This window comes from Streptomyces liliiviolaceus, assembly GCF_018070025.1.
GTDB lineage: Bacteria > Actinomycetota > Actinomycetes > Streptomycetales > Streptomycetaceae > Streptomyces > Streptomyces liliiviolaceus.
In genome coordinates, this window is the sequence record NZ_JAGPYQ010000001.1 from 8,172,087 (window position 1) to 8,186,041 (window position 13,955).

A 13,955-nucleotide genomic window follows, 5' to 3' on the forward strand; every position below is an offset into this window, starting at 1 on the left:
CGTCGGGTAATTCCGGTAAGGGTGCGATGGCTGCCTCCCCCGAGGTGTGCCGACCACGGCTGCGTCCGATGCACACGTCCGCACCGCGTGGAAGGCCTGCTGAGCCTACTTGCCCCACATCATGCCCATTCCTGCGCCCGAGTTGAACCCGTATACGCGGATCGTCATCGACGTACGAGCGGAGGGAACCATTCGCGGCCGTCTCCTCGTGGTCGTCACAGGAGGCCGGCGGGAGGAGGCACATGGACCGTACGACGGAGGTCGCGCAGGACGGGAATCGGTCCTGCGCCTCCTCACCTGGAGAGCGCCCCTTCCCACCCACCCGACGTGCGGGTCAGACCGACCCCGCCAGCGCCTCGGCCAGCGCCTCCGGCAGCGGAGCCGCGTGCACGATGCCCAGTGACTGCGTGGCCCGGGTCAGGGCCACGTACAGGTCGCTCGTGCCGAAACGGCCCGGCTCGACCACCACCACCGCGTCGAACTCCAGCCCCTTCGCCTGCCGGGGATCGAGCAGCGCCACCGGTCGGGTCAGATCCGGATCCTCCCCCGCCACCACCCCGTCCAGCCGGGCCGCCAGCTCCCCGTGCAGGTCGCGCGGCGCGATCACCGCCAGCCGCCCCTCGGCCGGGGCGAGTTCGGCGACGGTCTTCTCCACCGCGCCGGGCAGGTCGGCGCCCAAGCGCACGAGGGGCCGCACGCCCGTGGACCGCACGGAGCTCGGCGGCTCGAAGTCCGCGTGCTCCGCACGGGGAACCGCCGCGGCGACCTCCATGATCTCGGACGGCGTGCGGTAGTTGACCGCGAGACGGGTGTGCTCCCAGCGGTCCTCGACATAGGGGCGGAGGATGTCCGACCAGGAACCGACACCCGCCGCCTCGGCCGTCTGCGCCGGGTCCCCGACGAGCGTCATCGACCGCGTCGGACTGCGCCGCATCAGCAGCCGCCAGGCCATCGGCGACAACTCCTGCGCCTCGTCGACGATGATGTGCCCGAACGCCCAGGTCCGGTCGGCCGCGGCCCGTTCGGCGGCACTGCGGTGGTCGTCCTCCTCGTGGCGCTCGGCCATCCGTTCGGCGTCGATGATGTCGTGCGCCGACAGGACCTCCGCGTCCTCGGCGTCCATGTCCTCGAATTCGTACGTCCTGGACGCGTAGGAGACGTCGAGGACGCCCTGCGCGTAGGCGACCTGCCGGTCCCGTTCCTGCTCGGCGGCGGCGCGGGTCATCCGGTCGTCCTCGCCGAGGAGTTCGGCGGCCTCGTCGAGGAGGGGCACGTCGGAGGTCGTCCAGGCCCGGGTCACCGGACGGCGTACCGCCTCCGCGTCCGCCACGGTGAGGTACGCGTCGGGCTCGGCGAGGAAGTCCGCGACGAGGCGCCGCGGGGTGACGCGCGGCCACAACTGGTCGATGGCGGACCAGACCTCGGGGTTCTCGGCGAGATCGTCGCGGATCTGCGTGATGTCGCTGGGGTCGAGCAGATTCGTGCCGTCGAAGGGGTCCGTGCCGATCCGCTCGGCGAGCATGTCGGTGAGGGTGTTGAAGATGTGGCCCTCGAAGTGCTCACGGGCCACGTTGTGCGGCAGCCGCGCCTCACGGGTGCGGTCGCGGGCGACGCCCACGAGACCGGCGTCGAGCATCAGGATGTCCCGGTCGTGCTCGATGGCGATCACCGGGTCGGGCAGCGCCTGCCGGTCGCGTACGACGGCGGCGAGGACGTCGGCCATGTCGGCGCGGCCCTTCACCGCGGCGGCCTCGGGCGTGTCGGAGGCGGTCGCCCGCACCCCGGGGAACAGTTCGCCGACGGTGGCCAGCAGGACGCCCGTCTCGCCGAGCGAGGGCAGCACCTCGCCGATGTAGCCGAGGAAGGCGGGGTTCGGGCCGACGATGAGGACGGCCCGCTTGGCGAGCAGCTCCCGGTGTTCGTAGAGGAGGTACGCCGCCCGGTGCAGCGCGACGGCCGTCTTGCCGGTGCCGGGCCCGCCCTCCACGACCAGGATGCCGCGGTGCGGGGCGCGGATGATGCGGTCCTGCTCGGCCTGGATGGTCTGCACGATGTCGCTCATGCGGCCGGTGCGCGCGGAGTTGAGCGCGGAGAGCAGTACGGCGTCGCCGGTCGGGTCCTCGTGGCCGGTGCGCCGCCGGTCCCCCAGGTCGAGGATCTCGTCGTGCAGGGCGGTGACGGTACGCCCCTCGGTGGTGATGTGCCGACGGCGGCGCAGGCCCATGGGGGTGTGGCCGGTGGCGAGGTAGAAGGGGCGGGCGACCGGGGCCCGCCAGTCGATCAGGATCGGGGTGTGCTCGGTGTCGTCGGCGCGGATGCCGATACGGCCGATGTGGTGGGTGGGACCGGAGGAGTCGGCAGAGGACGAGGCATCGGAGGGGTCGGCGAGGTCGATCCGGCCGAAGCAGAGTGAGCCGTCGACCGCGTTCAGCGCGGCGAGCAGGCCGGAGCGTTCGGCGACGAGGACGTCACGTTCGAGGCGGGCCTGCATGGGGGTGTTGCCCTGCGCGAGCGCGTCCGCCACCGAGGCCTCGGTACCGCCGCGCAGGGCGTCGACGCGCGCGTACAGGCCGTCGACGAATTCCTGCTCGCGGCGCAATTCATCGTCCGGCAATCCATTGGTCGAGTTTGTGACTGCGTCTGTGTTGGAGGACCTGTTTGACAATTCCGCTCCCGGCCGGATATACTGTGCACAGTGAACTTCTCCGTGACTTCTTTTAAGTAAGTCGCGAACCATTCAATATACGCAAAGAAATCCCCCGCAGGCAATTGCCCGCGGGGGATTTCTTTATTCCCTCGCTCAGAGCACGTCCGCGAGTTCCTCCAGGAGCCGCCGCTTGGGACGGGCGCCCACCATGGACTTCACCGGCTGCCCGGCGCGGAACACGATGAGCGTGGGCATCGACAGCACCCCGTACGCGTTGGTGGTCTCCGGGTTCGTGTCCACGTCCAGCTGCACCACCTTGAGCCGGTCGCCCTCCTCCGCGGCGACGGCGCTCAGCACCGGCGCGATCTGCCGGCACGGCGGGCACCAGTCCGCGGTGAACTCCACCAGCACGGGCAGCTCCGCGCCGATCACCTCCGCCTCGAAGCTGTCGTCCGTCACCTCGGCCACACCCACTGCCTTGATCACTCCGTCCGCCCTCCCAGTTCGCACACGGGTTCCGGACCGCCCGGAACCGCCGCCTCGGACGCCAGCTCGTCCATCGCCCGCTCGGCGCGCGCCAGCTGACCGCCTACCTGTTCCCGTACCGACCGCAGCTCGTCGATCAGCGCGTCGAGCTCGCCCAGCTTGCGCCGGTACACGGCGAGCGAGGCGGGACAGGAGTCGCCCTGCGGGTGACCGGCCCGCAGACACTCCACGAAGGGCCGCGTCTCCTCCAGGTCGAACCCGAAGTCCTGCAGCGTCCTGATCTGCCGCAGCAGCTTCAGATCGTCCTCGTCGTACGCGCGGTAGCCGTTGCTCCCGCGCCGCGCGGGCAGCAGGCCCCGCGACTCGTAGTACCTGAGCGTGCGCGTGGTGGTCCCGGCCCGCTCCGCCAGCTCGCCGATTCGCATGCCGCGACGTTAATCCTTGACGCCCACGTCAAGGCAAGCGCGGTGACCGTCGCGTGCGTCGTGCGGGTGCAGTGGGGGTTGCCCGCGCAGTTCCCCGCGCCCCTGGGGTGCCTCGGGCCGTATCCATCGTGCGGGCGCGTGGGGGTTGCCCGCGCAGTTCCCCGCGCCCCTGACGGGGCGCAGCCCCGCTTTCAGGGGCGCGGGGAACTGCGCAATCTTTTAGGGGCGCGGGGAACTGCGCGGCGAGCCCCCACCGGACCCGCACCCGTCCATGCCACCGCAAAAGCCGCCGGCGGCCGGCCAGGTCGGGGGAACCTGGTCGGCCGCCGGCGGCCGGGGAAGGGGCTTGGGTGCGGGCAGCGGAGCGCTACGCCTTCGCCAGCTCCTTGTCACCGGCCTCAGGCTGATCCGGCACATCGGCCGAGCCGTCCGCAGGACCCCCGTGCCCGTCGTCCAGCAGCGTCGTCTCGTCGAACGGAATCCGCCCCGCGAGCACCTCGTCCACCCGGGGCCGGTCGATCTCCTTGGTCCACGTACCGATGAGGACCGTCGCCACCGCGTTGCCCGCGAAGTTCGTCAGGGCGCGCGCCTCGCTCATGAAGCGGTCGATGCCGACGATCAGACCGATGCCGTCCACCAGCGCCGGCTTGTGGGACTGCAGACCGCCCGCCAGGGTGGCCAGACCCGCGCCGGTGACACCCGCCGCGCCCTTGGAGGCGACCAGCAGGAAGAGGAGCAGCGGGATCTGCTCACCGATGGCCATCGGCGTACCCATGGCGTCGGCGATGAACAGCGAGGCCATGGTCATGTAGATCATGGTGCCGTCGAGGTTGAAGGAGTAGCCGGTCGGAACGGTGATGCCGACCACCGGCTTGCTGACACCCAGGTGCTCCATCTTCGCGATGAGCCGCGGCAGCGCGGACTCGGAGGAGGAGGTGGACAGGATGAGCAGGAACTCCCGGCCCAGGTACTTGAGCAGCAGGAAGATGTTCAGGCCCGCGACGATCCGCAGCAGCGCGCCGAGCACGATGAAGACGAAGAGGAAACAGGTGACGTAGAAGCCGAGCATCAGGACGGCGAGGCTCTTGAGGGCGTCCACACCCGCCGAGCCGGTCACCGCCGCGATCGCGCCGAACGCACCGATGGGCGCCGCCCACATCACCATGGCGAGGATGCGGAAGACCAGGCGCTGGATGTGCTCGATGCCGCGCAGGATCGGCGTGCCGGAGGAGCCCATGGCCTGCAGCGCGAAGCCGGTGAGCAGCGCGACGAGCAGGGTCTGCAGGACCTCGCCGCCGGTGAAGGCGGAGACGATCGTCGTGGGAATGATCCCGAGCAGGAACTCCTCGGTGTTCTTGGCCTCGACGACCTGTCCCTGGCCGGCGTCCTTGATCGCGTCGGTCACCGCGAGGCCCGTCCCGGGCTCCAGGATGTTGCCGACGACCAGGCCGATGGCGAGCGCGACGAACGACATGACCACGAAGTAGCCGAGCGCGATGCCGCCCACCGCGCCGACCTTGGCGGCCTTGCGTACCGAGCCGATGCCCAGGACGATCGTGCAGAAGATGATCGGCGAGATCATCATCTTGATCAGGTTCACGAAGCCGGTACCGATCGGCTTCAGCTTCACCGCGAAATCGGGGGCGATCAGACCCACCGCGATACCGGCGGCCACGGCGATGATCACCGCGATGTACAGATAGTGCGTGCGGTCCCGCTTGGCTGCGGGAGCGGCAGGTGCCGTATCGGGTGTGCTGGTCACGGCTGCCCTCCTTGACGACGTCGTCGGCATCATCCGGCGTGCGGCTCACGTCCGGGGGTTGTCGGTGACTATCTCCCGGCGTGTGAGGGCGGTCACCCTTCCGTTCATTTCGTTCACACATTTCCTGGCGGGCACACTGTTGCCATGCGCCTCCCCAGAGCCCCACGTCCCCGCAGCCTGGCCGGCCAGCTCTTCGCCATGCAGGCCGTGCTGGTCGCCGTCGTGGTCGCGGGCTGCGCGCTCTTCACGTACATCAGCGACCGCAGCCAGGCCGAGGCCGCGGCGGGCCGCCAGGCCATGGGGGTGGCGCGCTCGGTCGCGGACTCCCCTTCGGTACGGGAGGCCATCCGCACCGCGGACCCGACGAGGACGCTCCAGCCGTACGCGCTGGCGGTGCAGCGCGGTGCGCAGGTCGACTTCGTGACGATCATGGACCCCGAGGGCATCCGCTGGACCCACCCGAACGAGGAGCTGATCGGCAAGCACTTCCTGGGGCACACGGACCGTGCGCTGCTGGGCCAGTCGTTCACCGAGACGTACACCGGGACGCTCGGCGAGTCCGTGCGGGCGGTCACGCCGATCCATGACGGCGGCCGGATCGTCGGTCTCGTCAGTGCGGGGATCAAGGTCGACGAGATCAGCGCGCGGGTCGAGGAGCAGGTCAAGGCCCTGTTCGGGGTGGCCGCGGCGGCGCTGGCGCTGGGCGCCATCGGCACGTACGTCATAAACGCCCGGCTGCGCCGCTCCACCCACGGGATGAACGCGTCCGAGCTGAGCCGGATGCACGACTACCACGAGGCCGCGCTGCACGCGGTGCGCGAGGGGCTGCTGATGCTGGACGGGCAGTTCCGGGTGGCGCTGATCAACGACGGCGGGCGCGAGCTGCTGGGGGTGGGCGGTGACGTGGTGGGCCACTCGGTGGCGGAGCTGGAACTGCCCGCTCCGCTGACGGGGGCGCTGCTGTCGGGCGAGCCACGGGTGGACGAGGTGTATCTCACCGAGTCGCGGGTGCTCGTCATGAACACCTCGCCGGTGTCGGGCGGTGAGCGCCGGGGCACGGTCGTGACCCTGCGCGATGTCACCGAGCTGCAGTCCCTGATGGGCGAGCTGGACTCCGAGCGGGGCTTCACGACGGCGTTGCGCTCCCAGGCGCACGAGGCCGCGAACCGGCTCCACACGGTCGTCTCGCTGATCGAGCTGGGGCGGGCCGAGGAGGCGGTCGACTTCGCCACGGCCGAGCTTGAGCTGGCGCAGGCCCTGACCGACCAGGTCGTGGCGGCGGTCAGCGAGCCGGTGCTCGCCGCGCTGCTGCTGGGCAAGACGGCCCAGGCGAACGAGCGCGGTGTGGAACTGGTGGTCTCCGAGGACAGCAGCATCGACGACGGCCTGCTCCCGGTCTCCCTCACCGCCCGTGACCTGGTGACGGTCCTGGGCAATCTGATCGACAACGCCGTGGACGCGGCGCAGGGCTCGGTGGGTGCCCGGGTCACCGTCACCGCGCTCGCGGACACGGAGGGCCTCGTCCTGCGGGTCACGGACACCGGGGCGGGGGTGGACCCGGCCCACACGGAGGAGGTCTTCCAGCGCGGCTGGTCGACGAAGCCGTCGGGCCCCGGCGGACGCGGCCTGGGCCTCGCCCTGGTCCGCCAGGCCGTATCCCGCCACAACGGCACCCTGACGATGACGGAGGCCCCCGAAGGCGGCGCATCCTTCGAGGTACGCCTCCCCCTACCCCCCACCCCCCAGCGCCCTGAAGGAGCGCGGGGAACGGCGCGACCGGCCCCCACCGACCGGCACTCCGAAAAGGACCCCGCACCCCCTCGCCCTGAAGGGGCGCGGGGAACGGCGCGGCCAACCCCCACCGACCCGCACCTCAAAACCAACCCCGAGCCCCTCCCCCCTGAAGGGGCGCGGGGAACTGCGCGACCAGCCCCCACCGACCCGCACCCGCAAACCGAACCCGAGGCCGGGTCGGGGCCAGGGCCAGGGGCCGGGTCAGGGGCAGGGGCCAAAACCCAAGCCGCGCCCACGCCCCACGGAGGCACCCCATGACCACGCCCTCCCCCGGCCAGGACATCCGCGTCCTGATCGTCGAGGACGACCCCGTCGCGGCGGACGCGCACGTCCTCTACGTGGGCCGCGTGCCAGGATTCGTCGCGGTCGGCAAGGCCCACACCGGCGCCGAGGCCAGACGCGCCCTGGACCGCACCCCCGTGGACCTCCTCCTCCTCGACCTGCACCTCCCCGACGTGCACGGCCTGCAGCTCGCCCGTTCGCTGCGCGCCGCCGGCTACCACGCGGACGTGATCGCGGTGACGTCCGCGCGCGACCTCACGGTCGTACGGGAGGGCGTGTCGCTCGGAGTCGTGCAGTACGTACTGAAGCCGTTCACCTTCGCCACACTCCGCGACCGGCTCATCCGCTACGCCGAGTTCCACGCGGCCGCCGGCGAGGCCAGTGGTCAGGACGAGGTCGACCGGGCCCTCGCCACGCTCCGGGCGCCGGGCCCGGCCGCCCTGCCGAAGGGGCTGAGCGCGCCCACCCTGGAGAAGGTCACGCACGCGCTGCGCGACCACACGGAGGGGCTGACGGCGACCGGCGTCGCGGAGGCCGTCGGCATCTCGCGGATCACGGCCCGGCGGTATCTGGAGCATCTGGTGGACGCGGGACGCGCGGGCCGCAGCCCGCAGTACGGACAGGTGGGCCGGCCCGAGCTGCAGTACCGGTGGGTGAAGGGTTGACCAGGTCGGGGGCCGAACAATCGGGCCATATGAGGGACTACACGGAGCTACGGGACACCTACGGGCCGCGACCGGGCGCGATCGGCCACGATGAGACACGACCGTAACGGAGCAGTCGCGCAAGGTCATTGACCTGACGCGACCACTCCTCTTACGTTCGGGCCATCGAACAACGGCCACAAAGACGTCGGCCGGCAGGAGGTCGTACCCGTGCGTCCCACCCCCGCTCCGTTCCTTCTCGCGACCCTGCTCGCCGCCTCCGCGCTCACCGCCTGCGGCAGCGGTTCCGGCAGTGATCCGGACACCGTGGAGATCTCCTACAAACAGTCGATGGACAACTCCGTGCGTGTCATGGACACGTACCTCGCGGACATCAAGACGGAGTTCGAGAAGGCCAACCCGGGCAAGGAGGTCAAGCTCGTCCCGATCAAGGCCCCGGACTCGGAGTACTACACGAAGCTCCAGCAGATGCTCCGCTCCCCCAAGACCGCGCCGGACCTGGTCTACGAGGACACCTTCCTCATCAACTCGGACATCACGAGCGGCTACCTCAAGCCCCTGGACCCGTACCTCGACAAGTGGGACGACTGGGGCCAGTTCATCGACACGGCGAAGTCGGCGGCGCAGGCGGAGGACGGGAAGACGTACGGCGTCCCGGACGGCACGGACACCCGGGGCCTCTGGTTCGACAAGGACATCTTCGCGAAGGCGGGCCTGCCCGCGAACTGGCAGCCGAAGACCTGGGACGACATCCTCGACGCGGCCCGCACGATCAAGGAGAAGGTCCCGGACGTCACGCCCATGAACGTGTACACGGGCAAGCCCGCGGGCGAGGCGGCCACCATGCAGGGCTTCGAGATGCTCCTGTACGGGACGGCCACCGGCGCCACCGAGAGCCCGCTGTACGACACGGCGTCCAAGAAGTGGATCACCGGCAGCCAGGGGTTCAAGGACTCGCTCCAGTTCGTCGAGACGGTCTTCAAGGAGAAGCTCGGCCCGGACGTCTCGGACGCCCTCGACCCGAACTTCGCGACCAGCGTCCGCGGTGAGCTCCTCCCCGAGGGCAAGCTCGGCATCAACCTCGACGGCTCCTGGCTCCCGCAGGACTGGCTGAAGGGCAGCGGCCACGAGTGGCCGGAGTGGTCCAAGAAGCTGGGCCTCGCGTACATGCCCACGCAGGCCGGTCAGTCCCCCGGCAAGGTGAGCATGTCGGGCGGCTGGACCTGGGCCGTCCCGAGCAAGGCGGCCAACCCCGACCTGGCCTTCGAGTTCATCAAGACGATGCAGACGAAGGCGAACGCCCAGAAGTGGTACATCGCCAACTCCGGTATCGCGGTGCGCACGGACGTGGCCGAGGACCCGGCGTACGCGAAGGCGCAGCCCGGCATCGAGTTCTTCACCGGCCTGGTGGCGAACACGCACTACCGCCCGGCCTACCCCGCGTACCCGAAGGTCTCCACGGCCATCCAGGAGGCGATGGAGAGCGTGACGACGGGCGACAGCTCGGTCGCGGAGGCGGCCAAGGGCTACGACGAGGAACTGAAGTCGGTCACGGACAACCAGGTCATCAAGAAGTGAGCGCAGCACGGCGAGAAGTGAGCACAGTGTGGTCGTAAGTCAGCGGGGAGCCGGTCCCGGTGAGCGCACGGTGGTCGTCAAGGAGAGCGGGAACACCCGCGCTCCGCGGCTGCGCACCCTCACCCGGGCCCTCCCCGTCACCCCCGCCCTCGTCATCCTCGTCCTCTTCCTGGCCGGCCCGATCGCGTACTGCGCCTACATCGCCTTCACCGATCTGCAGCTCACCGGCCAGGCCGAGTCGTCGTTCACCGGTTTCGACAACTTCCGTACGGCCTTCGAGGACGACGCGTTCCTCAACGCCGTATGGCTGACGCTCGTCTTCACGTTCCTCAGCTCGATCGTCGGCCAGAACACACTGGGCCTGGCCCTGGCCGCGCTGATGCAGCGCGCGTCGAAGCCGGTCCGTACGCTCACCGGCGGGATCGTCGTCACGGCCTGGGTGCTCCCCGAGGTCGTGGCCGGCTTCCTCCTGTACGCCTTCTTCCGCCGCGAGGGCACGCTGAACGCGATCCTCGACTGGCTGCATCTGCCGTCCCAGAACTGGCTGTTCACGCTGCCGATCCTGGCGGTGTCGTTCGCGAACGTGTGGCGCGGCACGGCCTTCTCGATGCTGGTGTACTCGGCCGCCCTGAACGAGATCCCGAAGGAGATCACCGAGGCGGCGGAGGTGGACGGCGCGGGCGGCTGGCGCCGGATGTGGCACATCACGCTGCCGATGATCCGCCGGTCCATCGGCACGAACCTGATGCTCAACACCCTCCAGACGCTGTCGGTGTTCGGGCTGATCTGGGTGATGACGAGGGGCGGCCCGGGAAACCGCAGCCAGACCCTGCCCCTGTTCATGTACGAGCAGGCCTTCCAGAAGAGCATGATCGGCTACGGGACCGCCGTCGCCCTCCTCCTGCTGGTGGTCGGCTCGCTGTTCTCCCTGGTCTATATGCGCCTGCTGCGGACGGAGGTCTGAGATGGCCGCGCGTACGACCCTCAACGCCCGCCGCGCCAACCGCCGTCACGCGGCCGACGCGAGCCTCCTGCTCGTGGCGGCGGCGTTCGTGCTGCCGCTGGCCTGGGTGATCCTGTCCGCCCTGGACCCGCAGGCCGGACTGAAGGTGAAGCTGCCCGACGGGGTCACGTTCGACAACTTCGACGCGGTCCTGAAGCCGGACGTCACCTACACACCGATGCTCAACAGCCTGATCCTGTGCGGCTTCGCGACGCTGCTGACGGTGGTCTGCGCGGCGCTGGCCGCGTATCCGCTGTCGCGGTTCCGGTCCCGGCTGAACCGCCCGTTCCTCCTCACGATCATCTTCGCGACGAGTCTGCCGATCACGGCGATCATGGTGCCGGTGTACGCGCTGTTCGTGCAGGTGAACCTGATCGACACCATGCAGGGCACGATCTTCTTCTTCACCGCGTCCCAACTGCCGTTCGCGATCTGGCTGATGAAGAACTTCATGGACGGTGTGCCGAAGGAGCTGGAGGAGGCGGCCTGGACGGACGGGGCGTCGTCGTTCCAGTCGCTGCTGCGGGTCGTGCTGCCGCTGATGGGCCCGGGGATCGCGGTGGTGACCGTCTTCTCGTTCGTGGCGATGTGGGGGAACTTCTTCGTCCCCTTCATGCTGCTGCTCTCGCCGGAGCAGATGCCGGCGTCGGTCAGCATCAACGACTTCTTCGGCAACCGCGGGACGGTGGTCTACGGGCAGCTGGCCGCGTTCTCGATCATCTACTCGACGCCGGTGATCCTGCTGTACGTGCTGGTGGCGCGGAAGCTGGGCGGGGGGTTCGCGCTGGGCGGGGCGGTCAAGGGCTGACCGCCCCGCCCGGGACACGGACTCCTGCGGGATCAGCTGGTCGTGACGGCCGTGTCGTCGACGACGAAGCTGGTCTGCAGCGAAGTGTCCTCCACGCCGCTGAACTTCAGGGCGACGGTGGAGCCGGCGTACGAGGACAGGTCGAAGGTCTTCTGGACGTACCCCGTGGCCTTGTTGAGGTTGGAGTAGGTGGCCAGGGTGGTCGAGCCCGCGGTGACGGTGAGCTTGTCGTAGGCGGTGCTCGTGGACGTCTCCGCGGTGTCGATGTGCAGCCAGAAGGTGAAGCTGGCCTTGCAGCCGGCGGGGATGGTCACCGACTGGGACAGCGTGTCGGTGTGCGTGGACCCGTACCCGTCGAGCCACGCCTTGTACGAACCTCCGTGGGCCGCCTGGTCGGTGTCGCTGGTGATGACACCGCTGGTCGCGGTCCAGGTGGTGTTGCCGGACTCGAAGCCGGCGTTGCCGAGCAGCTGCGCCGAGGTGCAGGTGCCGCCGCCGGTGGAGCTGACGGTCCAGGTGAAGGACGCCGTGCCGGTGGCACCGGTGCTGTCGGTGACGGTGACCGTGGTGCTGTAGGTCCCGGCGGCGGTCGGGGTCCCGGTGATGGCGCCGGAGCCGCTGATCGACAGGCCGGTGGGCAGGCCGGTGGCGGCGTAGGACAGTGAGCCGCTGTTGGTGCTGCTGGCCGAGATCTGCAGGCTGACCGCAGTGCCGACGACGGAGGACTGGCTGCCCGGGTTGGTGACGGTGACGCCACCGGTCGGCGGGGTGACGTGGCTGCCCACGTTGATCCCGGCGAAGGCGTTCGCGACACCCGCGTACTGCGTGGAGCTCGCCCCGTACAGGGAGGTCGCCGCGTTCAGGGCGGCGGTGCGGGCGCCCGCGTAGTTCGTCGTCGACGTCATGTACGTCGTCAGCGCCTTGTACCAGATCTGCAGGGCGGCGGCGCGGCCGATGCCCGCGACGGCGACACCGTCGGAGGTCGGGCTGTTGTACGAGACACCGTTGATGACCTTGCTGCCGCTGCCCTCGGAGAGCAGGTAGAACATGTGGTTCGCGGGGCCCGAGGAGTAGTGGACGTCCAGGTTGCCGATACCGGAGTACCAGCTGTCGGAGGAGCCGCCGTCCTTGTCGGGCTCGTCCATGTAACGCAGCGGGGAGCCGTCGCCGTTGATGTCGATCTCTTCGCCGATGAGGTAGTCGCCGACGTCGTTGGAGTTGGCGGCGTAGAACTCGACGCCGGTGCCGAAGATGTCGGAGGTCGCCTCGTTCAACCCGCCGGACTCACCGGTGTAGTTGAGGTTCGCGGTGTTGGAGGTGACACCGTGGCTCATCTCGTGCCCGGCCACGTCGAGCGAGGTCAGCGCGTGGGTGCCGCCCGAGCCGTCGCCGTACGTCATGCAGAAGCAGTCGTCGTCCCAGAAGGCGTTGACGTACGCCGAGCTGTAGTGGACGCGCGAGTAGGCGGCGACGCCGTCGTTCTTGATGCCGCTGCGCCCGAACGTGTTCTTGTAGAAGTCCCAGGTCGTCTGGGCGCCGTAGGCGGCGTCCACGCCGGCGGTCTGGGTGTTGGAGCCGGACCCGGTGCCCCACACGTCGTCCGCGTCGGTCATCAGGGTGCCGGTGCCCGAGGTGCCGTTGTTGAGCGAGTACGTCTTGTGGCCGCCGCGCGTGGTGTCGTACAGCTGGTACGTCGAACCGGACAGCGTGGTGTTCAGCGTGACCGTGCCGCTGTACTGGCTGTTTCCGGTGCCGGTCTTGACGTCCTGGAACTCGTGGAGCTTGGCCCCGGTGCTCGCGTCGGTGATGACGTGCAGCCTGCTGGGGGTGCCGTCGTCCTGGAGGCCGCCGACGACCGTCTCCCAGGCGAGCTCGGGGGTGCCGTCGCCCGCCCAGATCACCTTGCGGGCGCTGTCGGCGGTGGGCTTCTGGGCGTCGAGCGCCCTGGCCGCCTTGAGGGCCTTGGTCTCGGCCGCCGCCTTGGTGTAGGTCGCGGTGGTGGAGGAGACCTTGAGGGTCCGCTTCCCGGCGAAGGTGGTGCTCACCGTTCCCTTGGCCACGGAGGCGGGCGGGGTGTGCACGACCAGGTCGCCGCCGAGGACCGGGAGCCCGGCGTAGGTGCGCTCGTAGCGGGTGTGGAGCGTGCCGTCGTTGTCCTTGACGACGTCCTTGACCAGCAGCTTCTCCTTGGCGCCGAGGCCCAGGGAGTCGGCGGTCGTACCGGTCTTCTTCGCCGCGCTCCTGATCAGCGCGGTGTGCTGGGCCGGGGTCAGCTCGGCCGTGAGGCCCCCGCTGCGCACGGGGCTGGGGTGGGGGGCGGCGGGCTCGGCGGCTGCGGGAACCGTCTGTACACCGACGGCGAGGAGGGCTGCGGTGGCCACCAGGGCTCCGGCTGCGGCCGCCTGGCGGGGGATTCGTCTCACTCGTACTCCTACTGCGACGGCCGCGGATCGGCGGCCGGTGACAGCCCGGACAGACGGGATGTGCTGCCCGGGACGAGCTGAG

General features: G+C 69.8%; 10 protein-coding genes. 5 read left to right on the forward strand and 5 right to left on the reverse strand.

Going from position 1 to position 13,955, the window contains the following annotated elements; all coding sequences use genetic code 11:
* Positions 1-334 precede the first annotated feature (334 nt).
* From J8N05_RS34590 to J8N05_RS34605, 4 genes are all read right to left on the reverse strand, one after another.
* Positions 335-2,599: a HelD family protein gene (locus tag J8N05_RS34590; protein ID WP_247706812.1), complete on the reverse strand. Its 2,265-nt coding sequence runs from the start codon at positions 2,597-2,599 to the stop codon at positions 335-337.
* Positions 2,600-2,800: 201 nt separating this feature from the next.
* Positions 2,801-3,133, reverse strand: coding sequence for a thioredoxin (gene trxA / locus J8N05_RS34595; protein WP_282108182.1), 333 nt, complete (start codon positions 3,131-3,133; stop codon positions 2,801-2,803).
* Positions 3,130-3,558, reverse strand: coding sequence for a MerR family transcriptional regulator (locus tag J8N05_RS34600; RefSeq protein WP_210889713.1), 429 nt, complete (start codon positions 3,556-3,558; stop codon positions 3,130-3,132). The genes trxA and J8N05_RS34600 overlap by 4 nt, the downstream gene beginning before the upstream one ends.
* Before the next feature lie 367 nt (positions 3,559-3,925).
* Positions 3,926-5,320 carry a cation:dicarboxylate symporter family transporter gene (locus J8N05_RS34605; RefSeq protein WP_210889715.1) on the reverse strand — a complete coding sequence of 465 codons (1,395 nt, stop codon included), beginning with the start codon at positions 5,318-5,320 and terminating at the stop codon, positions 3,926-3,928.
* A gap of 144 nt (positions 5,321-5,464) precedes the next feature.
* Between J8N05_RS34605 and J8N05_RS34610 the strand changes: the two genes are divergently transcribed.
* The 5 genes from J8N05_RS34610 to J8N05_RS34630 all read left to right on the forward strand — a co-directional run bounded on the left by J8N05_RS34610 (position 5,465) and on the right by J8N05_RS34630 (position 11,450).
* Positions 5,465-7,372 carry a sensor histidine kinase gene (locus J8N05_RS34610; RefSeq protein ID WP_247706625.1) on the forward strand — a complete coding sequence of 636 codons (1,908 nt, stop codon included), beginning with the start codon at positions 5,465-5,467 and terminating at the stop codon, positions 7,370-7,372.
* Positions 7,369-8,061: a response regulator gene (locus J8N05_RS34615; protein WP_210889717.1), complete on the forward strand. Its 693-nt coding sequence runs from the start codon at positions 7,369-7,371 to the stop codon at positions 8,059-8,061. Before J8N05_RS34610 ends, J8N05_RS34615 begins: the two co-directional genes overlap by 4 nt.
* Positions 8,062-8,271: 210 nt before the next feature.
* Positions 8,272-9,639, forward strand: a complete 1,368-nt coding sequence (locus J8N05_RS34620) for an extracellular solute-binding protein (RefSeq protein ID WP_210889719.1) — start codon at positions 8,272-8,274, stop codon at positions 9,637-9,639.
* 70 nt (positions 9,640-9,709) lie between these two features.
* A complete protein-coding gene (locus tag J8N05_RS34625; RefSeq protein WP_247706813.1) occupies positions 9,710-10,603 on the forward strand; it encodes a carbohydrate ABC transporter permease in 894 nt (297 codons plus the stop codon).
* A gap of 1 nt (position 10,604) precedes the next feature.
* Positions 10,605-11,450 (forward strand): carbohydrate ABC transporter permease, encoded by an 846-nt coding sequence (locus J8N05_RS34630; RefSeq protein ID WP_210889721.1) that lies wholly within the window; start codon positions 10,605-10,607, stop codon positions 11,448-11,450.
* A gap of 32 nt (positions 11,451-11,482) precedes the next feature.
* Here J8N05_RS34630 and J8N05_RS34635 read toward each other — a convergent pair whose 3' ends face one another.
* Positions 11,483-13,873, reverse strand: coding sequence for a M4 family metallopeptidase (locus J8N05_RS34635; RefSeq protein ID WP_210889723.1), 2,391 nt, complete (start codon positions 13,871-13,873; stop codon positions 11,483-11,485).
* Positions 13,874-13,955: the final 82 nt, after the last annotated feature.

Excerpts from the sequence above, each read along its gene's own strand:
- J8N05_RS34600 (WP_210889713.1), bottom strand. The coding sequence starts at position 3,558 with ATGCGAATCGGCGAGCTGGCGGAGCGGGCCGGGACCACCACGCGCACG.
- J8N05_RS34610 (WP_247706625.1), top strand. The coding sequence starts at position 5,465 with ATGCGCCTCCCCAGAGCCCCACGTCCCCGCAGCCTGGCCGGCCAGCTC.
- J8N05_RS34615 (WP_210889717.1), top strand. The coding sequence starts at position 7,369 with ATGACCACGCCCTCCCCCGGCCAGGACATCCGCGTCCTGATCGTCGAG.
- J8N05_RS34630 (WP_210889721.1), top strand. The coding sequence starts at position 10,605 with ATGGCCGCGCGTACGACCCTCAACGCCCGCCGCGCCAACCGCCGTCAC.